At 72.4% G+C, this 23,271-nt stretch carries 21 protein-coding genes and 1 pseudogene; 2 read left to right on the forward strand and 20 right to left on the reverse strand.

Translation table 11 applies throughout. The features are described from left to right. Nucleotides 1-233: 233 nt before the first annotated feature. From ABZY31_RS11755 to proS, 13 genes and pseudogenes are all read right to left on the reverse strand, one after another. A complete protein-coding gene (locus ABZY31_RS11755; protein WP_005311352.1) occupies nucleotides 234-542 on the reverse strand; it encodes a DUF2469 domain-containing protein in 309 nt (102 codons plus the stop codon). Nucleotides 543-597: 55 nt separating this feature from the next. Continuing rightward, nucleotides 598-1,089: an NUDIX hydrolase gene (locus ABZY31_RS11760; protein WP_356407910.1), complete on the reverse strand. Its 492-nt coding sequence runs from the start codon at nucleotides 1,087-1,089 to the stop codon at nucleotides 598-600. Further along, entirely contained in the window at nucleotides 1,076-1,855 is a 780-nt protein-coding gene (gene lepB, locus ABZY31_RS11765; RefSeq protein ID WP_356407913.1) for a signal peptidase I, read from the reverse strand. The genes ABZY31_RS11760 and lepB (ABZY31_RS11765) overlap by 14 nt, the downstream gene beginning before the upstream one ends. A 45-nt stretch (nucleotides 1,856-1,900) precedes the next feature. Next, complete coding sequence (lepB, locus tag ABZY31_RS11770) at nucleotides 1,901-2,770, reverse strand: signal peptidase I (RefSeq protein ID WP_356407916.1); 870 nt, start codon at nucleotides 2,768-2,770, stop codon at nucleotides 1,901-1,903. A 165-nt stretch (nucleotides 2,771-2,935) separates the two neighbouring features. Then, nucleotides 2,936-3,649 (reverse strand): annotated as a pseudogene (lepB, locus tag ABZY31_RS11775) (signal peptidase I); the annotation flags it as partial. A gap of 91 nt (nucleotides 3,650-3,740) precedes the next feature. After that, nucleotides 3,741-4,514 carry a signal peptidase I gene (lepB, locus tag ABZY31_RS11780; RefSeq protein WP_356407919.1) on the reverse strand — a complete coding sequence of 258 codons (774 nt, stop codon included), beginning with the start codon at nucleotides 4,512-4,514 and terminating at the stop codon, nucleotides 3,741-3,743. Between the two features lie 46 nt (nucleotides 4,515-4,560). Then, nucleotides 4,561-4,911, reverse strand: a complete 351-nt coding sequence (gene rplS, locus ABZY31_RS11785) for a 50S ribosomal protein L19 (RefSeq protein WP_356407922.1) — start codon at nucleotides 4,909-4,911, stop codon at nucleotides 4,561-4,563. A gap of 132 nt (nucleotides 4,912-5,043) precedes the next feature. Continuing rightward, complete coding sequence (trmD, locus tag ABZY31_RS11790) at nucleotides 5,044-5,865, reverse strand: tRNA (guanosine(37)-N1)-methyltransferase TrmD (protein ID WP_356407925.1); 822 nt, start codon at nucleotides 5,863-5,865, stop codon at nucleotides 5,044-5,046. Beyond that, nucleotides 5,865-6,467, reverse strand: coding sequence for a ribosome maturation factor RimM (gene rimM / locus ABZY31_RS11795; RefSeq protein ID WP_356407927.1), 603 nt, complete (start codon nucleotides 6,465-6,467; stop codon nucleotides 5,865-5,867). Before rimM ends, trmD begins: the two co-directional genes overlap by 1 nt. Before the next feature lie 96 nt (nucleotides 6,468-6,563). Further along, nucleotides 6,564-6,803 carry an RNA-binding protein gene (locus ABZY31_RS11800; protein WP_330332869.1) on the reverse strand — a complete coding sequence of 80 codons (240 nt, stop codon included), beginning with the start codon at nucleotides 6,801-6,803 and terminating at the stop codon, nucleotides 6,564-6,566. 2 nt (nucleotides 6,804-6,805) lie between these two features. Then, nucleotides 6,806-7,246: a 30S ribosomal protein S16 gene (gene rpsP / locus ABZY31_RS11805; RefSeq protein WP_330332868.1), complete on the reverse strand. Its 441-nt coding sequence runs from the start codon at nucleotides 7,244-7,246 to the stop codon at nucleotides 6,806-6,808. A gap of 210 nt (nucleotides 7,247-7,456) precedes the next feature. Continuing rightward, complete coding sequence (locus tag ABZY31_RS11810; RefSeq protein ID WP_356407929.1) at nucleotides 7,457-8,056, reverse strand: hypothetical protein; 600 nt, start codon at nucleotides 8,054-8,056, stop codon at nucleotides 7,457-7,459. Between the two features lie 199 nt (nucleotides 8,057-8,255). Next, nucleotides 8,256-9,668 (reverse strand): proline--tRNA ligase, encoded by a 1,413-nt coding sequence (proS, locus tag ABZY31_RS11815; RefSeq protein WP_356407931.1) that lies wholly within the window; start codon nucleotides 9,666-9,668, stop codon nucleotides 8,256-8,258. A 131-nt stretch (nucleotides 9,669-9,799) separates the two neighbouring features. Between proS and ABZY31_RS11820 the strand changes: the two genes are divergently transcribed. Beyond that, entirely contained in the window at nucleotides 9,800-10,483 is a 684-nt protein-coding gene (locus ABZY31_RS11820) for a methyltransferase type 11 (RefSeq protein WP_356407934.1), read from the forward strand. Between the two features lie 36 nt (nucleotides 10,484-10,519). Here ABZY31_RS11820 and ftsH read toward each other — a convergent pair whose 3' ends face one another. From ftsH to ABZY31_RS11850, 6 genes are all read right to left on the reverse strand, one after another. Continuing rightward, nucleotides 10,520-12,352, reverse strand: a complete 1,833-nt coding sequence (gene ftsH / locus ABZY31_RS11825; RefSeq protein ID WP_356408009.1) for an ATP-dependent zinc metalloprotease FtsH — start codon at nucleotides 12,350-12,352, stop codon at nucleotides 10,520-10,522. Nucleotides 12,353-12,586: 234 nt separating this feature from the next. Then, nucleotides 12,587-14,158: a signal recognition particle protein gene (ffh, locus tag ABZY31_RS11830; protein ID WP_356407937.1), complete on the reverse strand. Its 1,572-nt coding sequence runs from the start codon at nucleotides 14,156-14,158 to the stop codon at nucleotides 12,587-12,589. A 650-nt stretch (nucleotides 14,159-14,808) separates the two neighbouring features. Next, entirely contained in the window at nucleotides 14,809-17,241 is a 2,433-nt protein-coding gene (locus ABZY31_RS11835) for a [protein-PII] uridylyltransferase (RefSeq protein WP_356407940.1), read from the reverse strand. Between the two features lie 50 nt (nucleotides 17,242-17,291). Next, nucleotides 17,292-17,630: a P-II family nitrogen regulator gene (locus tag ABZY31_RS11840; protein ID WP_351040006.1), complete on the reverse strand. Its 339-nt coding sequence runs from the start codon at nucleotides 17,628-17,630 to the stop codon at nucleotides 17,292-17,294. Further along, nucleotides 17,627-18,970 carry an ammonium transporter gene (locus tag ABZY31_RS11845; protein ID WP_356407943.1) on the reverse strand — a complete coding sequence of 448 codons (1,344 nt, stop codon included), beginning with the start codon at nucleotides 18,968-18,970 and terminating at the stop codon, nucleotides 17,627-17,629. Before ABZY31_RS11845 ends, ABZY31_RS11840 begins: the two co-directional genes overlap by 4 nt. Nucleotides 18,971-19,209: 239 nt before the next feature. Beyond that, entirely contained in the window at nucleotides 19,210-20,655 is a 1,446-nt protein-coding gene (locus tag ABZY31_RS11850) for a hypothetical protein (protein ID WP_356408012.1), read from the reverse strand. 481 nt (nucleotides 20,656-21,136) lie between these two features. Between ABZY31_RS11850 and ABZY31_RS11855 the strand changes: the two genes are divergently transcribed. After that, nucleotides 21,137-21,805, forward strand: coding sequence for a bifunctional DNA primase/polymerase (locus tag ABZY31_RS11855; RefSeq protein ID WP_356408015.1), 669 nt, complete (start codon nucleotides 21,137-21,139; stop codon nucleotides 21,803-21,805). Nucleotides 21,806-21,911: 106 nt separating this feature from the next. Here the strand turns inward: ABZY31_RS11855 and ftsY are convergent, their stop codons facing one another. After that, the gene (ftsY, locus tag ABZY31_RS11860) at nucleotides 21,912-23,135 is read right to left on the reverse strand and encodes a signal recognition particle-docking protein FtsY (RefSeq protein WP_356407946.1); all 1,224 of its coding nucleotides are present in this window, start codon (nucleotides 23,133-23,135) and stop codon (nucleotides 21,912-21,914) included. Nucleotides 23,136-23,271: the final 136 nt, after the last annotated feature.

Here is a 23,271-nt window from a genome sequence, read left to right on the forward strand (position 1 = left end):
CGGTCCCGGCACCCCGGGCCCCCGTACCGCCGGTGTCGGCCGAGCCGACGCCCCTCGCTGTGCCACGCCCTTCGCGTCCATCCGGCACCACCTCCGGCACCGACGATCCCGCGGTACCGGGCACACTGTGGATCTTGGTGGACAAGCCGGGTGTTGTGGACAACCGACTCACCCTCTCGGGTGAATCGGCTGTCTGCTCACGTCCCGGGCCGGCACCCCGGGAGGCTCCCCCCTCAGCTGCCCGGCAGCTCCAAGTCGCTCTTGTTGAGCTCCTCGATGTTCACGTCCTTGAACGTCAGGACCCTGACCTGCTTGACGAACCGGGCCGGCCGGTACATGTCCCAGACCCAGGCATCCGCCATCGAGACCTCGAAGAAGACCTCGCCCTGGACCGAATGCACCTGCATCTCGTAGTCGTTGGTCAGATAGAAACGACGTTCGGTCTCGATCACGTACTTGAACAGCCCGACGACGTCGCGGTACTCGCGATAGAGCTTCAGCTCCATCTCGGTCTCGTACTTCTCGAGGTCCTCGGCGCTCATGGCATGTTCCCCTTCAGCCGTGCGTCCACCTATTGTGCGCCAGGCCCGCGCGCCCCTAAACGATTTCCGGGGCCAGGATCACCGGCGCACCCGGCGGACCCTCCGCGAGCAGCGTGCGCAGCAGCTCGCCGAGTTTGGTCGGGTACACCGTCTCACGGGCCGCGAGAAGTTCCTCGGAGGTCCACCACCTGGCTCCGGTGACGCTGCGCCGCTCCAGTTCGGTGAACCCGTCCGTGACGACCTCCGTGCGCTGCGTCCGGGCCAGGAAGTACCACTCGTCCTGCTCCCAGCGGCGCCCGTCGAAGGGGAACGCGCAGTGGCGCTGCCAGAGCACCGGCCCCAGCTCCACCTCGGTGATCCCGGTCTCCTCCGCCAGCTCCCGCAGCGCGGCCTGCTCGCGGCTCTCGGCGCCCTCCAGCCCGCCGCCGGGGGTGAACCACCAGCTCTCGGCGGGATCGTCCGGTTCGAACCCGTGCAGCAGCAGGATCCGGTCCGCCGGGTCCAGCAGGATCACCCGGGACACCTGGCGGACCTCACCCCCGGGCACCGGCGCGCTCCCGTCGCCGTCCCGTACGCCCGAGGATCCTCGCCAGCGGCCCGTAGGCGGCCCCGAGGACCACCAGCGCCGCCCCGGCCACCACCGCGGCCAGCTGGAGCCGCAGCGGGCCCGGACGGGAGGTGCCGCCCGGCAGCGCGTCGTACGTCGTCGGCCGCGCCAGCATCGAGGGGTCCGGCCAGGCCCGCGCGTCCACCCGGGCGCTCACCGAGGTGAGCGGGACCATGCCCTGCCCGGCTTCCTGGAGGTGGGCCCGTGAGTCGAGGGAGATCGCGCGCCGGTCGCCCAGCAGGAAGAGCTTGCCCTGCGGCACGGTGACCTCGAAGGTGACGTCCGACGCCTTGCCCGAACCGGTGGCGAGCCCCGTGGACGCCGGGTCTGCGATGTAGGGCTCGATCAGCGGCTTCCCGTTCAGGGTCAGCCGGCCGGCCGCGTCACAGCAGCGCACGGTGTCGCCGCCGAGCCCGACGACGCGCTTGACCATCGGCGAGTCGCTCCACACCGTATCCGTGAAGATCACCACGTCTCCGTGGCGCACCGCGGAGCCGTCGATCCGCTGGGCCAGCACCCGGTCCCCGGCCTGCACCGTGGGCACCATCGACTCGGTCGGCACGGTGTACGGCTGGTACACCAGCGCGCCCCACACGAAACCGCCGAGGAAGAGGGCGAAACCAACGGCCACGACGATCCCCGACAAGACATTGCCGAGGCCGCCGCGGCCGTCTCCACCACGTATCGCACCTTGCGTTCCGCCCATAACAGCGCCCCCAGCACCTCGGAGATCGTCGACCTGGGCGGCACCCTACCCGGCGGTAGGCGTCCCGGTCAGCTTCCGCCTGCGCCACAGCACGATCGGCAGCGCCGTCGCGAGGCCCAGACCGGCGGGAGCGGCCGCACCGAGCGCCGTCGCCGCGGGGTGCTTGTCGATGCCCGGCTGGTCGAAGGTGTCCGGCACCGGCAGCGTGGACCAGCGGGTGACCGGCCAGGCGACGACCACGGCGCGACCGACGACCTCGTCGACCGGCACGAAGCCACCGGTCGAGTCCTCCTGGTGCCAGCGGGAGTCCTGCGAGTTCTGGCGGTGGTCGCCCATCACCCAGATCTTGCCCTTGGGGACCGTCAGCGGGCCGAACGGCTTGTCATCGCAAGGGGTGTTGCCGGGGAAGATGTACGGCTCGTCGAGCTGCTTGCCGTTGACGACGACCGGGCCGCCCTTCTTGCACTCCACGGTGTCCCCGCCGACCGCGATGGTCCGCTTGATCAGGTCCTTCTCCTCGGCCGAGGGCATCAGACCGATGAAGCTGAGGACCTTCTGCGCGATGTTGGGGTCCGGAGTGGGCTCGCCGTCCAGCCAGTTCGCCGGATCGTGGAAGACCACGACCTCACCGCGCTCCGGCTCGGAACCGAACCACGGGGTGAGCTTGTCGACGAGGACCCGGTCACCCTTCTGCAGGGTGTTCTGCATGGACTCGGACGGAATCGAGAAGGCCTGGACCAGGAAGGTCTTGATCAGCAGGGCCAGCACCAGCGCGATGCCGATGAGGAGCGGCAGCTCCTTCCAGAAGGAGCGCTGCGCGCGCGGAGCGCCCTCGTCGTCGTGGGCCTCGCCCTCGACGGCCGCCTCCGGCCGCTCCTCGGGCTCGTCGCGTCCGGATCGTGCGCCTACCGCCACGTCCCCCACATCCACTCCTCACTCCGATGTGCCGCCCGCGCCGAACCGGCGGGGCCCTCCCCTCCCTTAACGAGCGGGAGTTCCCTAAGTAAGGCGCGGGAGACCTGGCACACACTATGCGAACGGAGCGGGCCCGCGACGCCCGCGGCGGCCGCGCCGCGGCTGGTCCGGCACCGACAGGAAGGTGGCGGGCTGGTCGAACTCCCGCCAGTGGCCGTAGGGCCACGCGATCACGATGGCCCGGCCCACCACACCGCTTTCGGCGATCGTGCCCTGAAAGGCCTCGTCGAGGTGGTAGCGCGAGTCGGAGGAGTTGGCCCGGTGGTCACCGAGGACGAAGAGCCGGCCCGCGGGGACCTTCACCTCGAACATGATCTCGGAGGGGGCGTTGCCGGGAGACACGTACGGCTCATCGAGCGGCGCTCCGTTGACGGTGACCCGGCCCTGGGCGTCGCAGCACTTGACGGTGTCGCCGCCCACGCCGACGACCCGCTTGATCAGGTCCTGCTCGTCGGCGGAGGGCAGCAGTCCGATGAAGGTCAGGCCCTGCTTGATCTGCTTGACGACCACCGGGTCGGGTGCGGGCCGGGCGGACTCGCCGCGCAGCCAGCCGCCCGGGTCCTTGAAGACGACGACGTCGCCCCGCCCGACCCTGGAGCCGAACCAGGGCGTCAGCTTGTCCACGAGGACGCGGTCGCCGATCCGGATGGTCTGCTCCATGGAGCCCGACGGGATGAAGAAGGCCTGGACGAGGAAGGTCTTGAGGACCAGGGCGATGCACAGCGCCACCGCCACGAGCAGCGGCAGCTCGCCGACCCGCCGGGTGCGCCTGCGCCGTTTGACCTTGCGGGCCAGCCTGCGCCGCTCCGCCCGGCCGCCGAGCACGACCAGCTCGGGATCGGAAGTCTGCGCGTCGGCCGCGGGAGCGGTACGGGCGGGCTGCGGCTCCTCGCCGTGCCCCCGGCCCCGGCTACCCACGTCGGCCGCCGGAAACCGCCGCGCCTGCCGGGCCAGCCGCGCCCAGGGTCCGCCAGCGGGACGCGGGCCAGCCGATCCAGTCGGCCCGCCCGATCACCTTGTCCACCGGCACCATCCCGCCGCCCGGCTCCCCGAGGTGGTCCCGGGAGTCGCGGGACTGGGAGCGGTGATCACCCATGACCCACAGGGTGCCAAGCGGTACGACGATCCGGAAGGGCACCGTCGAGGCCGTGTCCCCCGGATACAGGTAGGGCTCCTCGACCGGGACCCCGTTGACCTTCAGCCGCCCGCCCGCGTCGCAGCACACCACGTCGTCGCCGCCGACGCCGACGACCCGCTTCACGAAGTCGGTGTCGGACGGTTCGGCGAGCCCGAGGGCCGACGCGACGTCGTGCAGCGCGCCGCCCACCGGATTGCCGCCGCCCCCCGCGTGCTCCGGTACGAAGGACCCCGTCCCGTCGAAGACGACGACGTCCCCGCGCTTCGGCCCGTCCCCGGGTCCGTACGCCAGCTTGTTCACCAGCAGCCGGTCGCCGACCGCCAGCGTGGGCTCCATCGAGCGGCTCGGGATCAGGAAGGGCTGCACGGCGAAGTGGCTGAGGAGCAGCAGGAAGACGGTGCAGACGACCCCGAGCAGAGCGGCGCGGCGCCAGGTGAACCAGCCGGGGCGCCGCAGCCGGGCCCCGGAAAACGCGAAACGCGACCGCGCCTCCCCCTCGACGGGGGAGGTACGGCCGCGCTGCGTGTGAGATGCCTCGGTGTCCATATCGGGGGCGAGCCTATCCGGCCGCCTCCGGACACCGGAGGGGACCTCAGCGGTCGCGCTTCTCCTTGATCTTCGCGGCCTTGCCGCGGAGCTCACGGAGGAAGTACAGCTTGGCGCGACGCACGTCACCGCGGGTGACGAGCTCGATCTTCTCGAAGATCGGCGAGTGCACCGGGAAGGTACGCTCCACGCCGACGCTGAAGGAGACCTTGCGGACCGTGAAGGTCTCGCTGACGCCGGAGCCCTGGCGACGGATGACGACGCCCTTGAACTGCTGGATACGGGAGCGGTTGCCCTCGATCACGCGGACGTGGACGTTGACGGTGTCACCCGGACGGAAGGCCGGGAGGTCCGAACGCAGGGTGCCGGCGGTGACGGCATCGAGCACGTGAGACATGTTCTTCGTCTGCTTTCTTCGCACGACGCCACAGGCCGCCGAGCGGGTTTCCGGAGAGAATTCGGGTGCTGTCCCGACCGACGGGCGACGGTCCCCCTGTGGCAGGGGCGCGCGTGGGCGTACAGCAGCCGCCTATTCTTCCACGGCGGGGGGCCTGCGCCAAAATCGGCCGTCGGGCGTCGGGGTCCAGCCGAGGACGGAGAGGATCTCGCGGTCCTTCTTGTCGAAGCCGGACGCCTCGCACCGCTCGATCAGATCGGGCCTGTTGCGGGCCGTGCGGCGGAACGCCTCGTCCCGGCGCCAGCGGGCGATCTTCCCGTGGTGCCCGCTGAGCAGGACCTCCGGGATGCCGCGCCCGCGCCACTCGGGCGGCTTGGTGTAGACGGGCCCCTCCAGCAGATTGGCCATGTCGCCGGGGGCGAAGGAGTCGTCCTGGTGCGAGGCGGCGTTGCCGAGGACTCCGGGCAGCAGCCGGGCCACGGCCTCGGTGATGACCAGGACGGCCGCCTCGCCGCCGGCCAGCACGTAGTCCCCGATGGAGACCTCGTAGACCGGCATGCGCGTGGCGTACTCGTCCATCACCCGGCGGTCGATGCCCTCGTACCGGGCGGGCGTGAAGATCAGCCAGGGCCGCTCCGCCAGTTCGACGGCGAGTTCCTGGGTGAACGGGCGCCCGCTGGGGGTGGGGACGACCATGACCGGGCCGTGGGCGCCGGATTCGTAGCCGTCGGCGAGGGCGCTGTCGAGCGCCTCACCCCACGGGTCGGTCTTCATGACCATCCCGGGGCCGCCGCCGTAGGGGGTGTCGTCGACCGTGTTGTGCCGGTCGTACGTCCATTCCCGCAGGTCGTGGACGTGCACGTCCAGCTGGCCGCGCGCCCGCGCCTTGCCGACGAGGGAGACGTCGAGGGGGTCGAGGTACTCCGGGAAGATCGTGACGACGTCCAGCCGCATCAGGCATCGCCCTCGGCGGGTTCGGTGGTGTCGGCATCGGCGGCGGTGGTGTCGGCGTCCGCGTCGGCGTCGCGCTCGGAAGCGATCACCGCCCGGTCGTCGATCAGTCCCGGCGGCGGGTCGATGACCGCGCGCTGCTCCGACAGGTCGATCTCCAGGACGATCTCCTCGACGAAGGGGATCATCACCTCGGTGCCGTCCGGCCGCTCGACGATGAAGAGGTCCTGCGAGGGCAGGTGCGAGATCTCGGTGATCCGGCCGACCGCGGTGCCGTCGGCGAGGACCACGTCCAGGTCGATCAGCTGGTGGTCGTAGAACTCCTCCGGGTCCTCCGGGACCTGCTCGGGGTCCACGTCGGCGATCAGCAGGACGTTGCGCAGCGCCTCGGCGGCGGTGCGGTCCTTGACCCCGGCGAAGCGGAGCAGGAGCCGGCCGCTGTGGACGCGTCCGGTCTCGATGGTCAGCGGACCCGCCGACAGCGGTTCGGTCTGGAGGACGGCCCCGACCCCGAGCCGCAGCTCCGGTTCGTCGGTGCGGACCTCGACGGTGACCTCACCCTTGATCCCATGGGCGCGGCCGATCCGCGCGACTACGAGCTGCACGCTTGTTTTCTCCTGTTCAGACGACGACGGGCCGGGAAGGGCACAGATGCCCTCCCCGGCCCGTGCCGGTGCTTCATTCCTGCGATGGACGCGTCCTCAGCGGACCTGGTCCACGTCGACGAGGTCGACGCGGATGCCACGGCCGCCGATGGCGCCCACGACGGTACGCAGGGCACGTGCGGTGCGACCGTTGCGGCCGATCACCTTTCCGAGGTCATCCGGGTGGACCCGGACCTCGAGCACTTGCCCGCGACGCAGGGTGCGCGAGGCGACCTGCACTTCGTCGGGGTTGTCCACAATGCCCTTCACGAGGTGCTCAAGAGCCTCCTCGAGCATGATCAGGCCTCGGTCGACTCGGCGGCGGCCTCAGCCTCGTCCGCCTTCTTGTCGGCCTTCTTGGCCTTCTGCGTGATGGCCTCGCCCTTGGTCTCGCCGATGCCCTCGAGGGCCTTGGCGAACTCGTCGAAGGTGCGACGCTTGCTTTCCTTGGTCTCCGGCTGCAGCAGCGGCGCGGGGGCCGGGAGGCCCTTGTGCGCCTGCCAGTCACCGGTGAGCTTCAGGATCGCCAGGACGGCCTCGGTCGGCTGGGCGCCGACGGAGAGCCAGTACTGCGCGCGCTCGGCGTCCACCTCGATGCGAGAGGGGTTGTACGTGGGGTGGTACAGACCGATTTCCTCGATCGCACGGCCATCGCGGCGGGTGCGCGAGTCGGCGACGACGATGCGGTAGTGCGGCTGGCGAATCTTGCCGAGGCGCTTGAGCTTGATCTTGACTGCCACTGGAGTGGTGTCTCCTGAACTTGACGTGGTTGGGCACATGAGATGCCACGTGGGGTTGCGGTACTCGGGTGCCCGATGGACGCGTCAGCCGTAGGAGAGAGGGGTCCTGTTCGACTGTCGAGTACAGCTAGCCATTGTGCCACATGCCCGCGGCGCTTCCTCCCGGGGCCGCCCCCGCCCGCGGCCGCCCGGCCCGCCGCCGGGCCGCGCTCAGGACGCCGCGGCGGCGAGGACCGCCTCGGGGATGCGGAAGGGCTTGCCGCAGCCGCCGCACACGATCGGCGCCTGGGCCAGCACCGAGGGCACGACGCGGACGTTGCGCCCGCAGTCGCAGACGGCCTTGACGCGCACGCCGCCGCCGGAGGAGCCGTGCCGGGCGGCCGGTCCGCGGAAGCTGCGCTTGGTGTCCGCGGCGGTGGCGGCGGTGTGGGCCTTCAGGGCGCGCTGGAGGCGCTCCATGGTCGGCCGGTACCGCTTCTTCGCCTCGGGGTTGAGGGCGACCAGCGAGAACCCGCTGCTGGCATGGGGCTCTTCGGAGTGGTCCAGCCCCATCTCCTCGGCGATCGCGAGGAATCTGCGGTTGTGGTAGCGGCCGGCACGCGACGTGTCACGGACACCGCGGGCTGCGGCGATGCCGTGGACTGCCTCGTGCAGCAGTCGCTCGAAGGAGAGTTCCGCGCCGCAGGCGGACGAGGACTCTCCGATCAGGGACTCGGGCGCGGCAAGGTCAGGCAGCTCGGGGTGGTACCGCTGAATATCGGCCCACGCCTGCGCCAGCTCTGCGGCGAGAACAGGTGGTGTCGTGCTCACGTCGTGACAACGAGCCGGGGTGCCCCGGTGTTCCGATTCCGGGCCATTCCAAATTTTTTGCACGTACCAGTCAGTTCAGTCTCATGCGTCCTGATGAGGCCGGGTGCGCAGATCTCCGGAGGAGTCGGTACGTATGGGGGTGCCCCCGGAGGTGGTCAGTCACCTTCCGGGGGCACCCCCTGCGTCACTTCCGGTCACCTCAGTAGGAACGCGCCACGATCGCGAGGGTCCCCGGGGCGTCGTCCGCCAGCGGCACGGAGCCGTCCTCGGCGATCAGGCAGCGCACGGAGACGGCCTGCTCGGCGAGCTTGGCCTCGCCCTCGGGGCCGAGGTCGGCCCACGGGATGCGCGCCCAGCCGCCGGCGACGGCGGCCTCCGCGGCCTCCCCGATGGTCGCGACGTCGGAGGTACGGGCCTCACGGCGCTCGCGGGACTCGCGCAGCAGCTGCGCCTGGTCCTCCTCCAGCACCGTGGGCAGCAGCTCGGCCAGGGCCGTGATCTGCACCGGCTCCTTGCCGCCCGGGATGCGGCGGGCCAGCATCGCGGTACCGGCCTCCAGGTCGCGGGGGCCGATCTCGATGCGCACCGGTACGCCCTTGAGCTCCCAGTCCACGGCGCGGCGGCCGAAGGGGGTGTCGACGCGGTCGTCGACCTGCACGCGGATGCCGGCGGCCTTGAGCTGGTCGCCCAGCTCGCGCACCTTCGCGACGGCCTCGTCGCCCTTGATCGCCATGACCACGACCTGCACGGCCGCCAGCCGCGGCGGCACCCGCAGGCCGTTGTCGTCGCCGTGGGACATGATCAGGCCGCCGACCATGCGGGTCGAGACGCCCCACGAGGTCTGCCAGACCAGCTCCTGCTTGCCTTCCTTCGACAGGTACTGCGTGTTGAAGGCCTTGGCGAAGTTGGTGCCCAGCTCGTGGCTGGTGCCCAGCTGGAGCGCCTTGCCGTCGCCCATCATGCCCTCGAGGGTGAGGGTGTTGATGGCGCCCGCGAAGCGCTCCTTGGCGGTCTTGCGGCCGAGCACGACGTCGATGCCGAGCACGTTCGTCATGAAGTCGCCGTAGACGTCCCGGTGGATCCGGGCGGCGTACGCGCGGGCGTCCTCGTAGGTGGCGTGGGCCGTGTGGCCCTCCTGCCAGAGGAACTCGCTCGTACGGAGGAAGATGCGCGGACGCATTTCCCAGCGCACCACGTTCGCCCACTGGTTGATCAGCAGGGGCAGGTCGCGGTAGCTCTGGACCCACTTCGAGAAGTAGTCGTTGATGATCGTCTCGGAGGTGGGGCGGACCACGACGGGCTCGTCAAGCTCCTTGCCGCCGCCGTGCGTGACGACCGCCAGCTCGGGGGCGAAGCCCTCGACGTGCTCGGCTTCCTTCGTCAGGTACGACTGCGGGATGAACAGCGGGAAGTACGCGTTCTGGGCGCCCGCGTCCTTGATGCGCGCGTCCATCTCCTGCTGCATCCGCTCCCACAGGCCGTAGCCGTACGGCCGGATGACCATGGTGCCGCGCACCGGACCGTTGTCGGCCAGCTCGGCCTTGTTGATCAGATCCTGGTACCAGCGGGGGAAATCCTCCGCCTGGGGGGTGAGAACGGGTGCCTTTGCCATGGCGCGAATGGTACGGCGCCCGGCGCGCCGAGCGTGAATCGGGTCGGGCGCTCCTCTGGACGCGGGGGCGAATGGGGAGTTCCCTGGCAACGGGGGCCACGGGGCTACACGGAATCAGGAGCGCTCTCTCGATGACACCGACGCCGACGGCGACTCTCGTTGCCCGGGACTGGGCGGAGATCCAGGAACGGATGCTGGTACCGCTCTACGAAGCGGTTTACGACCGGCTGGAGGTCGGGCCGGGGGACCGGGTCCTCGGCCTGGACTGCGGGGCCGGGCTCGGCCTGCTGCTGGCCGCGGGCCGGGGTGCCCGGGCGACCGGGGTGGAGGAACGGCCCGCGCTGCGGGCCCTGGCCGGTGAGCGGGGACTGGAGGTGCTGGGCGCGCCGCCCGGACCCGGGCCGGGCCCGGGCGCGTACTCCGTGCTGACCTGTGTGGGACCGGATCCCCGGGCGCTGCCCGCGGCCGTGGGCGCGCTGCGGCGGGGCGCCGCGGTGGTGCTGGCCGACTGGGGGCCGCCGGAGCGCTGCACGGTCCCGGCGCTGCCGGGCGGCGGGCCCGTACCGGTGGACCTGGACGCGCTGGTGGCGGCGGCCGGGCTGCGGCCGGACGGTTCGGGGCGGGTGTTCTGCCCCTTCGGCTACGCGGATATGGAGAGCGCGGCGCGGGGCCTGCTGTCGACGGGGCTCTACGACCGCTCGGACCCGGTGCAGGCGGAGAAGGAACTGGTGGAGGCGCTGCACCCGTTCGAGCGGCCCGACGGGTCCGTGTGGCTGCCGAACATCTTCCGGTACGTGATCGCCCGTACGGCCTGACGCGGCGGCGCGGGGCGGCCGGCCCCGCGCCCGCGGCTACTTCACCAGCCGGGTGATGCCCGCCGCCTCGTACGCCGCCGCCTCCTCCAGGGTCTCGTTCGCCAGGAGGGCCTCGGCGAGGGCGTCGAGCTTGTCGCGGTTCTCGACGAGGAGCCGGCGGGCCGTCTCGTAGCACTCGTCGACGATCCGCCGCATCTCGTGGTCCACCGCGTCGAGGGTGGCGGGGGCCGCGGCGAGGCCGTAGGGGCCCTGGCCGTCCGAGGGGATCGCGGTCAGCCTGCCGACGCGCTCGCTCATGCCCCAGCGGGCGACCATGCCGCGGGCCAGCTTCGTCACCTGTTCGAGGTCGTTCTCGGCGCCGGTGGTGATGACGTCGTAGACCACCTGTTCGGCGGCCATCCCGCCGAGCGCGCCGATGATGCGCCCGCGCAGGTACTCCTCGGTGTAGGCGTACCGGTCGGCGTCCGGGGTGGAGAGGGTGACGCCGAGGGCGCGGCCGCGCGGCACGATGGTGATCTTGCGGACGGGGTCGGCGCCCGGCTGGAGCATGCCGAGCAGCGCGTGGCCGCTCTCGTGGTACGCCGTCCGGCGGCGCTCGTCCTCCGGCATGACCAGCGGCCGCTCCGCGCCGAGCTGGACCTTCTCCAGGGCGTCGGACAGGTCGGTCTGGGTGACCTCCCGCTGCTCCCGCTTGACGGCGAGCAGGGCCGCCTCGTTGGCGAGGTTGGCCAGTTCGGCGCCGGTCATCCCGGGGGTGGTGCGGGCCACCTGGGCGAGGCTCACCCCGTCGGCGAGCGGGATGTCGCGGGTGTGGATGCGCAGGATGGCCTCGCGGCCGCCGCGGTCGGGCGGGGAGACGACGACCGTGCGGTCGAAGCGGCCGGGCCGGGTGAGGGCGGGGTCGAGGACGTCCGCCCGGTTGGTGGCGGCGATGACGACGACGCCCTCGGAGCCGGAGAAGCCGTCCATCTCGGTGAGGATCTGGTTCAGGGTCTGCTCGCGCTCGTCGTGGCCGCCCATGCCCGCGCCGCCGCCGCGGGCCCGGCCGATGGTGTCGATCTCGTCGATGAAGATGATCGCGGGGGCCACCTTGCGGGCCTCGGTGAACAGTTCGCGGACCCGGGAGGCGCCGACGCCGACGATCATCTCGATGAACTCGGAGGCGGAGGCGGAGAAGAAGGGCACCCCGGCCTCGCCCGCGACCGCGCGGGCCAGCAGGGTCTTGCCGGTGCCGGGCGGGCCGGCGAGCAGCACGCCGCCGGGCATCCGGGCGCCCATCCGGTGGTAGCGCTCGGGGTTCTTGAGGAAGTCGACGACCTCGCTCAGTTCGCCCTCGACCTCGTCGATGCCGGCCACGTCCTCGAAGGTGGTGCGCTCGCTCCCCTCCAGTTCGACGGGTTTGGGGGGCTGTTTGCGGCCGAGTCCGCCGGGGCCGCCCATCCCGGCGCCGCTCATCCTGCGGGCGACGAGCACCCACAGGCCGACGAGCAGCAGCATCGGGGCGAGCGAGATCAGCAGGTTGGCGAGGAAGCTGCGGTGTTCCACGACCGGGGAGGCGGTGACGACGACGCCCTTGGCGGTCAGGCTGGACCAGAGCTGGTCGTCGGCGAAGGCGGGGCGCTGGGTGGTGAACTTGGTGTAGTCGCCGTCCCCGTCACCGGCGGGCCGGGGCTGCTTGTTCTTCAGCTCGCCCTGGATCGCGTCGCCCTTGGAGTAGATCTTCGAGACGTTGCCGCTGGTGACCTGTTTGCTGAACTCGGTGTACGGGATCGTCGGCTCGTCGCCCTCGTTGAAGAAGGAGAGCACGAGGTTGGTGAGCAGGTAGACGACGAGCGCGGTCAGGATCAGTCCGCGCCAGCCGCCGGGCATCTTCTTCTTGGGCGGCGGGGCGGGCGGGGCGCCCTCGGAGCGCCAGGGCGTGTCGGCCCGGTCGCGCGGCGGTACGGGGGTGGGGCTGGGCACGAGGCCTCCTTCTGCCGTCCTCCCGGCCGACATTAAGCCACAAACTGGATCATCGCCCCACGAAGTGCTTCCGGACGTGCGAAGGGCCCCGGCCGCTTGCCGCGACCGGGGCCCCTCCGGGCGCGAGCGCCCCGTGACGTGCTACTTCATGAACTTCTTGAACTCGTCGGGGAGCTCGAAGTCCTGGCCGCCCGGGCCGGTGGGCAGGCCGAACGGGTTGCCCGCGTCACCGTCCGCCGGGGCGGCCTGCGGGCCCTGCTCCTTGCGCAGGGCGGCCGCGGCCTCCTCTTCCTTGCGCTTCATCGGGTTGCCGCTCTTGCGCTTGCCCTTGGCCTGCTTGACCTGCTTCTTCTGCCGGCCGGGGCCGCCGCCCATGCCCGGCATGCCCGGCATCCCGGGCATGCCGCCGCCCTGGGCCATGCGGGACATCATCTTGCGGGCCTCGAAGAACCGCTCGACGAGCGACTTCACGGCGCTGACCTCGACGCCGGCGCCCTTGGCGATACGGGCGCGGCGGGAGCCGTTGATGATCGTCGGGTCCTGGCGCTCGGCCGGGGTCATCGACTTGATGACGGCCGCGGTGCGGTCGACGTCGCGCTCGTCGATGTTGTTGATCTGGTCCTTGATCTGCCCCATGCCGGGCAGCATGCCGAGCAGCTTGGAGATGGAGCCCATCTTGCGGACCTGCTCCATCTGGGACAGGAAGTCATCGAGCGTGAACTCCTTCGGCCCCTTCGCCAGCTTCGCCGCCATCTTCTCGGCTTCGGCCTGGCTGAAGGTCTTCTCGGCCTGCTCGATCAGGGTGAGCATGTCACCCATGTCGAGGATCCGGCCGGCCATGCGGTCCGGGTGGAAGGCGTCGAACTCGTCGAGCTTCTCGCCGTTCGAGGCGAACATGATCTGCTTGCCGGTGACGTGCGCGATGGAAAGCGCGGCGCCGCCGCGGGCGTCGCCGTCGAGCTTGGAGAGCACCACGCCGTCGAAGCCGACGCCGTCGCGGAAGGCCTCGGCGGTGTTGACCGCGTCCTGGCCGATCATCGCGTCGACGACGAAGAGGATCTCGTCCGGGCTGACGGCGTCGCGGATGTCCGCGGCCTGGCGCATCAGCTCGGCGTCGATGCCGAGGCGGCCCGCGGTGTCGACGATCACGACGTCGTACTGCTTGGTACGGGCGTACTCGATGGAGTCCTTGGCGACCTGGACCGGGTTGCCGACGCCGTTGCCGGGCTCGGGCGCGTAGACCGCGACGCCCGCGCGCTCGGCGACCACGCTGAGCTGGTTGACCGCGTTGGGGCGCTGGAGGTCGCACGCGACGAGCAGCGGGGCGTGTCCCTGGCCCTTGAGCCAGAAGCCGAGCTTTCCGGCGAGGGTGGTCTTACCGGCACCCTGGAGGCCCGCGAGCATGATCACGGTCGGGGCGGTCTTCGCGAACCGCAGGCGGCGGGTCTCGCCGCCGAGGATCCCGACGAGTTCCTCGTTGACGATCTTGAGGACCTGCTGGCCGGGGTTGAGGGCCTTGGAGACCTCCGCGCCGAGGGCGCGCTCCTTGACCTTCGCGATGAAGGACCGGACGACGGGGAGGGCGACGTCGGCCTCGAGGAGGGCGATACGGATTTCCCGGGCCGCCGCGTCGATGTCCTGCTCGGAGAGGCGACCTTTGCCCCGGAGGCTCTTGAAGGTCGCGCTGAGGCGGTCGGAAAGCGTATCGAACACGGTAGTCGCGATTCCTCGGGTCGGGGGCGTGTGGTCGCCCCCCAGGGTATCGGGCCGCGCCGCGTGCCGGACCCTGCGGGGCGGCACCCGTCCCCTGCCCCGCCCGAAAGCACCGCCCGCCCCCGCGCCTCGGCCGCGCCCGGCGCCTTCCCGGCGGCCGCCGCCGCGTGCCTCCGGCGGGCACCTCAAACGCCGGCGGGCTGGGTGTGCGCGGCCTCATCCGCGGGCTGCGCGCGCCCTGGCAGGGCCGACACATGTCCGGCGCCGCCGGGTGTGCCTCCGGCGGCGCCTCAAACGCCGGCGGGGCTGGAGGTGGGGGGCGCGCCTTCCGAATGCGCGGACCGGGTGCCCACCGGGGCGGCAGACGAACGCCGGGTGGGCCCAAATCCAGCCCCGCCGGCGTTTGAGGCACCGCCGGAGGCCGGCCGACGGCACCGTCAAGCCGCAGGGGGACAGCGGCGCAGCCATAAACAGCCCCGCCGGCGTTTGAGGCGCCGCCGGAGGCAGGGGGGCGGCACCGTCGCCCGAGGGGATACGCCGGGCGGCCACCTCCAGCCCCGCCGGAGGCGGGGGGCGGTGGCGTCGGGTCGCCGGTGAGCGCCGGGGCGGGGCCGTGTCCCGGCTCGTCGGCGGTCGCGGTGGGGCGGGGGCTAGGTCAGGGCCGATTGCAGCGCCGTGGCCAGGGCGGCGGCGGCCGGCGCGGGTAGGGGTTTGCCGTCGGTGTCCGTCACGTACAGGGTGTCCACGGCGTTCGCCCCCAGCGTGGACACGTGCGCACTGCGCACCCGCACGCCCCCCGCGTCCAGCGCCCGCCCGATCCGGTGCAGCAGCCCCACCGCGTCCGGCGCCCGCACCTCCAGCACCGTGGCCAGCGAGGAGACCTCCGCGACGACGGTGACCCGCGGCGGCGGCGGCACGACCCCGCGCCGCCGGGGGTAGGCCGCCTCGCGGTCGGCCAGCTTGGCAGGGACGTCCAGGGAGCCGTCCAGGGCCCGGATCAGGTCCGTCCGCAGCCGCGCCCCCTGCGGCAGCGACCCGTACTCCGCGGCGACCCGCCACCGCAGCACCAGCACCTCCCCCAGCGCGTCCGGCAGCTCCAGGGTCCGCAGGTCGGCGGCCCGCACCGTCAGCCGGTGCAGGGCCAGCACCCCCGCCGCCGCGGGCAGCACCCCCGGCTGGTCGGGGACGGCCACGATCAGCTCGACGCCGACCGCGTCCTCCTCCTGGCGGGCGTACAGCGCCAGCGCGGGCTCCCCCGTGCGCAGGGCCTCCACCGCGAGGCGCTCCGGTTCCGCCCCCGGCGGCCGCGGGGTCCCCGCCGCGTCGGGCACGGCGGCCTCCCCGGCGAGGACCGCGCCGACCCGGCCCACCAGGTCGGCGACGAGCGAGCCACGCCAGGTGCTCCACGCGGCGGGCCCGGTGGCCAGGGCGTCGGCCTCGGTCAGGGCGTGCAGGAGTTCCAGGGTGCCCGCGGAGCCCACGGCGTCCGCGACGGCGCGCACGGTCGCGGGGTCGTCCAGGTCGCGCCGGGTGGCGGTGTCGATGAGCAGCAGGTGGTGCCGTACGAGGGTGGTCAGCACGGCGACGTCGTCCGCGTCGAAGCCGACCCGTACGGCGACGTCGCGGGCGATGGTCGCGCCCGCGACCGAGTGGTCCCCGGGCCAGCCCTTGCCGATGTCGTGCAGCAGGGCGGCCATGAGGAGCAGGTCGGGGCGGCCGACCCGGCGGGTGAGGGCGGAGGCCCGTACGGCGGTCTCGATGAGGTGCCGGTCGACGGTCCAGGTGTGGACGGGGTTGCGCTGGGGGCGGCAGCGCACCCGCTCCCAGTCCGGCAGCAGCCGGGTGATCAGGCCCTCCGCTTCGAGGGCCTCCCAGACGGCCACGGTGGGCTCCCCCGCGCCCAGCAGGGTGAGCAGCTGCTCGCGGGCGTCGGCCGGCCAGGGCACGGGCAGCGGTTTCCCCTGCGCGGCCAGCCGGCGGACGGCGTGCCGGGAGACCGGGAGGCCCGCCTGCGCGGCGGCGGCGCCGAGCCGCAAGGCGAGCACCGGGTCCCGTTCGGGGCGGGCCGCCAGCGCGAGGACGGCCTCTCCGTCCTGTTCCACGATCCCCTCGGCGAGCGGGGCCCGCTCCACGGCGGCCGTCCCCCGGGTGCCGAGCAGTCCGCGCAGCCGGGGCCGGGAGGCCCGCGCCCGCAGCACCCGGCCGACCTCGCGCCAGGTGACGTCCCCGGCGTACGAGACCACCCGCGCCGCCTCGTAGACCTCGCGCAGCAGCGCGTCCGCGTCCAGCAGGCCGAGCTGCGCGGCGACCGGGTCCTGTTCCTGGAGAGAGAGCCGATCGGTGGCCCGCCCGGTCACCAGGTGGAGCGCGTCGCGGGCGTCCAGCAGCCGCCGCCGGGCCTCGGCCAGGCCCTCGCGCGGCGCGTCGGCCAGCCAGGAGGCCGCCACCGCCCGCAGCGCGGTGACGTCGCGCAGTCCCCCGCGGGCCTCCTTGAGGTCGGGTTCGAGCAGGAAGCGCAGTTCCCCGGACCGCTCGGCCCGCTCGCGGCACAGCGCGTGCAGTTCCGGGAGCCGCTTGACGGCCTGGTTGCGCCAGTCGGCGAGGACGGAGGTGCGCAGTCCGGCGAGGAGGCCGAGGTCTCCGGCGACGGGGCGCGCGTCCAGCAGGCCGAGGTGGACCTTGAGGTCGTCGGCGGCGGTCTTGCGGGCCTCGCCGGGGGTGCGCACCGAGTGGTCGAGGGCGACGCCCAGGTCCCACACGGGGTACCAGATCCGGTCGGCGAGGGCGCTCAGCGCCTTGGGGTCCGCCTTGCCGTCGTGCAGCAGGAGGAGGTCGAGGTCGCTGCGCGGGGAGAGTTCACCCCGGCCGTAGCCGCCGACGGCGACCAGGGCGGCGCCGCGGACACCGCTCTCCCGCACGGCGGTGGTGAACAGGGCGTTCAGCCAGTCGTCGGTCAGCCCGGAGAGGGCGGAACGCCGGGCGGGCCCGGACCGCGACTCCTCCTGGAGGAGTCGCAGCCGGGCCGCGGCGTACCCGCTGGGTCCCGAGCCTGGCGCTGCGGTCGTGTCGTCGACGCTCGTCACCGGGGGCTCCTGTCAGCTGGGGGCGTGGGGCAGGACGTGCGCGGTCCGCCTCAGAGGGCGTCGGCGCCGCGTTCACCGGTGCGGACCCGGACCACGGAGTCCACGGGGACGCTCCACACCTTGCCGTCACCGATCTTGCCGGTGCGGGCGGCCTCGACGACGACGTGCATGACGTCCTCGGCCGCGTCGTCCTCGACGACCACCTCGATGCGGATCTTGGGGACGAGGTCCACGGTGTACTCGGCGCCGCGGTAGACCTCGGTGTGCCCGCGCTGGCGGCCGTACCCGCTGGCCTCGGAGACGGTCAGGCCGTGGACTCCGAAGGTCTGGAGGGCCTCCTTGATCTCGTCGAGCCGGTGCGGCTTGACGATCGCGGTGATGAGCTTCATGCATCCACCTTCTTGCTGGCAGCGGCGACGGGGAGGGAGGGGGCGGGCCGCAGGGAGGCACCGCCGCCGGCTCCGCTGAAGTCGTAGGCGGTCTCGGCGTGCTCGGTCTGGTCGATGCCGGAGACCTCGTCGTCCTCGGTGACGCGCATGCCCATCGTCTTGTCGACGAGGAGGGCGAGGACCGCGGACGCGACGAGAGAGTACGCGAGGACCGCGAAGACGCCGACGGCCTGCTTGCCGAGTTGGGCGAGGCCGCCGCCGTAGAAGAGGCCGGCCGCGTCCGACTGCACTCCGCCGGTGGCGAAGAGGCCGACGAGGAGGGAGCCGAGGACGCCGCCGACCAGGTGGACGCCGACCACGTCGAGGGAGTCGTCGAAGTTGAAGCGGTACTTCAGGCCGACGGCCATGGCGCAGACGACACCGGCGATGACGCCGATGGCGATCGCGCCGAGCGGGGAGCAGGAGCCGCCGGAGGGCGTGATGGCGACGAGTCCGGCGACCGCGCCGGAGGCGGCCCCGAGGGTGGTGAAGGAGCCGTGGCGCAGCTTCTCGTAGCCGAGCCAGGCGAGCATGGCGGCGGCGGTGGCGACCTGGGTGTTGACGAACATGACGGCGCCGACGCCGTCGTCGTTGCCGAGCCAGGATCCGGCGTTGAAGCCGAACCAGCCGAACCAGAGCAGGCCCGCGCCGAGCATCACGAGCGGCAGGCTGTGCGGGCGCATCGGGTCCTTCTTGAAGCCGACGCGCTTGCCGATGACGAGGATGACGCCGAGGGCCGCGGCGCCCGCGTTGATGTGGACGGCGGTGCCGCCCGCGAAGTCGATGACGCCGAGTTCGAAGAGCCAGCCACCGGCGCCCCAGACCCAGTGGGCGACGGGGAAGTAGACGATCGTGACCCACAGGGTGATGAACAGCGCCCAGGCGCTGAACTTGACCCGGTCGGCGAGCGCGCCGCTGATCAGGGCCGGGGTGATGATCGCGAACATCAGCTGGAAGACGGCGAAGACGTACACCGGGATGGTGTAGCCGTCCCACAGTTCGGTGATGCCGATGCCGCTGAGGCCGACGTAGTCGGAGGTCCAGCCGATCAGGGAGCCCTTGTCGGTGCCGAAGGCGACGCTGAAGCCGTAGAGGACCCAGAGGATCGTGACGATCCCGAGGCTGATGAAGCTCATCATCAGCATGTTGAGACTGCTCTTGACGCGGACCATGCCTCCGTAGAAGAAGGCGAGACCCGGGGTCATCAGCATGACCAGGGCGGAGCAGATGAGCATGAACCCGGTGTTCGCGGCAGACAGCGTCGGGGCGTCTGCCGCGAGGGTCGTGATGGCTGATGCCATCGGCGTCTCCTCGTCGTCGGTACGTTCGCGTGCGGGCGATCGTGAATACCTGGGCGGCGTCCATGGGGCCCGGCCTGGAGAGCGGGCCGGGCTGGCCGGTTATTGGCCCTGAGATTCGCGCAGGCCGGTTTCCGGCGGCGCCGCTGGGTGTTTCGCGCCGATGACGAAGAGGTCGTGCGTGTTACGCGTCCATGAACGAGTGGTTCTCCGGGACGCTCGGGAGGGCGGCCGCCAGGGCCTCAGACGGCCTCCGCGGACTCCGGGAGGCGGGCCGCGAGGTGGTCGGTGAGCCGGACGATGTCGGCGACGTGACCGTACTCACGGGCGGCGGTGTCGACGGTCTTGCGCAGCCGCGTGTTCACCCGTTCGGAGCGCACCTTTCGCGCCACGTCGAGGGCCTGGTCGACCAGGACGGCGGACTGCTCGGGCTCGCGCTGGAGCAGGTGGACCGTGGCCATGCCGATCAGGTTGAGGGCGTAGGAGCGCTGGTGTTCCTCGTCCTTGGAGAAGAGTTCGACGGCCCGCCGCATGACGGGTTCGGCGAGCGAGGCGTAGGTGGGGCTGCGGCCGGCGACGTAGGCGAGGTCGCGGAAGGAGTGGGCGTTCTCGCCGCTCAGCTCGGCCTCGGAGAAGAAGCGGATCCAGTCGGGCTCGCTCACGCCGTCGAGGGCGGCGTCGACGAAGGTGTCCTCGGCCATCCGCACGGCCCGCTTGCAGCGGCTGGGCTGGCCCATGTTGGCGTAGGCGCGGGCCTCCATCGCATACAGCATGGCCTGGGTGCGGGGACCCGCGCAGTCGCGGCTGCCGTACTGGGCGAGGTGGATGAGTTCCAGGGCGTCCTCGGGGCGGCCGAGGTGGATCATCTGGCGGCTCATGTTGGAGAGGATGTACGAGCCGAGCGGCTTGTCCCCGGCCTCCTTGGCGGCGTGCAGCGCCAGCACGAAGTACTTCTGGGCGGTGGGGTGGAGTCCGATGTCGTAACTCATCCAGCCCGCGAGTTCGGCGAGTTCCGCGGCGACCTTGAAGAGCCGGCGCATGACCGGGGCGGGGTGGCTCTCCTGGAGCAGGTCGGTGACCTCGTGGAGCTGGCCGACGACGGCCTTGCGGCGCAAGCCTCCGCCGCACTGGGCGTCCCACTGGCGGAACATGACGGTGGTCGCTTCGAGGAGGTCGAGCTCCGGTTCGGAGAGCCGGGGCGGCCGGTAACCGCCGAGGGCGCCGGGCCGGGAGCCCGCCCCTCCCGCCTCGCGCGATCCGGGGTCGGCGGCCGGGGCGGGGACGAGCCAGCGCTGCATGGGCTCGATGAGGGCGGGGCCGGCGGAGAGCGCGAGCGAGGTCCCGAGGAAGCCGCGGCGGGCGAGCATCAGGTCGCTGCGGGAGAACTCGCCGAGCAGCGTGACGGTCTGGTCGCCCGCCCAGGGCAGGTCCACGCCGGAGACGGAGGGGGTCTGGTGCGCGGCGCGCAGGCCGAGCTGCTCGATGGCGACGACGCTGCCGAAGCGTTCGGAGAACAGCTCGGAGAGGATGCGCGGGACGGGCTCGCGGGGCTGTTCGCCGTCGAGCCACCGGCGGACCCGGGAGGTGTCGGTGCTGATGTGGTGCGCGCCCATCTGGCGGGCCCGGCGGTTGACCTGCCGCGCGAGTTCGCCCTTCGACCAGCCGCTGCGGACGAACCACGAGGTCAGCTGCTCGTTGGGGCGGGGATCCTCGCCGCGGCCGCGGACGGCCGGTTCCGCGTCCGTTCCGCTTGCGTCACTGCCGCTCACTGGAACGCCCCCATCCGCTCAGCCTCTTCCTCCTGAAACCCTGGCGGGGCCCGGGTGGGCCACAAGGGACCTTCACAAGCCCTTCACACATTGCCTCCGGCATACCCACGGACGGGCGGCCATTGGGGTTTCGTGCACTGAAAGTAATCCTACGATCACCCCTGCCGCGAGGCGCTTTGCGCAATCGCCACCATTCGCCACCCCTTCGAATGAACTCGCCGTCGGCCGAGCGCGATTCACTTGACACGGAGCGACCCGGAGTCGGCGCAGCGGTGTGCGCCGGGGCGCGCGCGGCGAGGAGTGCGCCGGGCGCGGTCCGTGCCGCACGGTGGCGACCTGGTCGCCCCGACGTCGTAACCACCGGCGCGTCCGACCCGTTGGAGGGGGCATGGGCATGGGCATGGGCTTCACGATCGGCGGCAGCCGCGGCACCAGGGAGTTCCGGTCCGGCACCCGGCGCCGCGGGCGGACCTCCGAGTGCACGGCGGTGGCCGAGTACACCGGGCTGTGGGGCTGGGACGCGATCCCCGGCGCCCGCGCCGCCTCCCCCGGCGGGGACTGCTCCTGCGGCGACGCCCGGTGTACGGTCCCGGGCGCGCACCCGCTGGACTTCGGGGCGGCGGTCCCGGCGGGGGCCACGCTGGACGAGGTCACGCGGGCCTGGGGCCAGTTCCCGGGCGCCGCGGTGCTGCTGCCCGCGGGCCGGTCCTTCGACGTCATCGAGGTCTCCGCGCAGGCCGGCCGCCAGGCGCTGGTGCGCCTGGAGCGGATGGGGCTGCCGCTGGGGCCGGTGACCGCGACGCCCGACGGGCGGGCCCAGTTCTTCGTGGCCCCGGGGGCGGCGGCCGAGCTGCCGCAGCTGCTGTACCGGATGGGCTGGGACGACGCGGACCTCGATCTTCGGGCCCTGGGGCAGGGCGCCTTCGTCACGGCCCCGCCCTCCGACCGCGCCGGGCTCGGACCGGTCGTGTGGCTGCGCCCGCCGACCCTGGACTCCGCGGGCCGCCCCCCGCAGGCCCGGCTGCTGCTGGGCACGCTGGCCTACATCTGCCACCGCTTCAGCCGCTGACGGCTCCGGTGCGGTCATCGACGGCTCGGGGGCGTGCGCAAGGGCCCCCGCGCTGTCGCAGCGCGGGGGCCCTGGGGTGCGTACGGCCGGGCGGGAGGACCGGGGGTCAGTCGCCGATCAGGGCGTCGACGAAGGCCTCCGGCTCGAAGGGCGCCAGGTCGTCCGGGCCCTCGCCCAGGCCGATCAGCTTCACCGGGACGCCCAGCTCGCGCTGGACGGCGACCACGATGCCGCCCTTGGCGGTGCCGTCGAGCTTGGTCAGCACGATGCCGGTGATCTCCACGACCTCGGCGAAGACGCGGGCCTGGGTCAGGCCGTTCTGGCCGGTGGTGGCGTCCAGGACCAGCAGGACCTCGTCCAGCGGCCCGTGCTTCTCCACGACCCGCTTGACCTTGCCCAGCTCGTCCATCAGACCGGTCTTGGTGTGCAGCCGGCCGGCGGTGTCGATCAGGACGACGTCCGCGCCTTCGGCGATGCCCTCCTTGACCGCGTCGTAGGCGATCGACGCCGGGTCGCCGCCCTCGGGGCCGCGGACGGTCCGCGCCCCGACCCGCTCGCCCCAGGTCTGGAGCTGGTCGGCGGCGGCGGCGCGGAAGGTGTCGGCCGCGCCGAGCACCACGCTGCGGCCGTCGGCCACCAGGACGCGGGCCAGCTTGCCGGTGGTGGTGGTCTTCCCGGTGCCGTTGACGCCGACGACCATGACGACGGCCGGGGTGTCCAGGCCGCTCTCGGTCTTGACCGCGCGGTCGAAGTCGGTGCCGAGCAGGGTGAGCAGCTCCTCCTTCAGGAGGGCACGCAGGTCGGCCGGGGTGCGGGTGCCGAGGACCTTGACCCGCTCGCGGAGCCGGTCCACCAGCTCCTGCGTGGGGGCGACACCGACGTCGGCGATGAGGAGGGTCTCCTCGATCTCCTCCCAGGTGTCCTCGTCGAGGTGTTCGCGGGAGAGGAGCGTCAGCAGCCCCTTGCCCAGCGAGTTCTGTGAGCGGGCGAGCCGGGCGCGCAGCCGGACGAGGCGTCCGGCGGTGGGCTCGGGGACGTCCAGCGCGGGCGCCTCGGGCGCCGCGACGACGGGGTCCTCGACGGCGACCGGCGAGTCGGTGGCGGCCTCCGCGTCGGGGAGCGCGACCTCCTCGATCGTGCGGCGCGGCTCGTCGACCGTGGGTGCGGCGTCGTCCCCGACCTGCGGCTCGGCGGGCGGGACGGTGATGGTCGGCGTGCTCGGCGGTGCCGTGGGGGGCAGCTGCTTCTTCTTGCGGCTGCTGACCACGAGCCCGCTGATCGCGCCGACCGCGACCAGGGCGATGACTACAGCAAGGATGAGGATGTCCATAACCCACCCAGTATCGGTCACGCGCGGCCCGGACCCCGGACCCCGGCGGCCGAGCCGGGGGCGCGAGCCGCCGTCCGGACCGTCTCGCGTGCTCCCGCGCACCGGATCCCTGTCCAACTGACGCCACGTCAGCTAA

The organism is Streptomyces sp. NPDC006529 (assembly GCF_040611795.1).
Lineage (GTDB): Bacteria > Actinomycetota > Actinomycetes > Streptomycetales > Streptomycetaceae > Streptomyces.

Bases quoted from the DNA above. Each gene is read 5' to 3' on its own strand.
- ABZY31_RS11755 (WP_005311352.1), bottom strand. From the start codon at position 542: ATGAGCGCCGAGGACCTCGAGAAGTACGAGACCGAGATGGAGCTGAAG.
- lepB (WP_356407913.1), bottom strand. From the start codon at position 1,855: ATGGGCGGAACGCAAGGTGCGATACGTGGTGGAGACGGCCGCGGCGGC.
- lepB (WP_356407919.1), bottom strand. From the start codon at position 4,514: ATGGACACCGAGGCATCTCACACGCAGCGCGGCCGTACCTCCCCCGTC.
- rplS (WP_356407922.1), bottom strand. From the start codon at position 4,911: ATGTCTCACGTGCTCGATGCCGTCACCGCCGGCACCCTGCGTTCGGAC.
- trmD (WP_356407925.1), bottom strand. From the start codon at position 5,865: ATGCGGCTGGACGTCGTCACGATCTTCCCGGAGTACCTCGACCCCCTC.
- ABZY31_RS11800 (WP_330332869.1), bottom strand. From the start codon at position 6,803: ATGCTCGAGGAGGCTCTTGAGCACCTCGTGAAGGGCATTGTGGACAAC.
- proS (WP_356407931.1), bottom strand. From the start codon at position 9,668: ATGGCAAAGGCACCCGTTCTCACCCCCCAGGCGGAGGATTTCCCCCGC.
- ABZY31_RS11820 (WP_356407934.1), top strand. From the start codon at position 9,800: ATGACACCGACGCCGACGGCGACTCTCGTTGCCCGGGACTGGGCGGAG.
- ftsH (WP_356408009.1), bottom strand. From the start codon at position 12,352: ATGCCCGGCGGCTGGCGCGGACTGATCCTGACCGCGCTCGTCGTCTAC.
- ABZY31_RS11840 (WP_351040006.1), bottom strand. From the start codon at position 17,630: ATGAAGCTCATCACCGCGATCGTCAAGCCGCACCGGCTCGACGAGATC.
- ABZY31_RS11845 (WP_356407943.1), bottom strand. From the start codon at position 18,970: ATGGCATCAGCCATCACGACCCTCGCGGCAGACGCCCCGACGCTGTCT.
- ABZY31_RS11855 (WP_356408015.1), top strand. From the start codon at position 21,137: ATGGGCTTCACGATCGGCGGCAGCCGCGGCACCAGGGAGTTCCGGTCC.
- ftsY (WP_356407946.1), bottom strand. From the start codon at position 23,135: ATGGACATCCTCATCCTTGCTGTAGTCATCGCCCTGGTCGCGGTCGGC.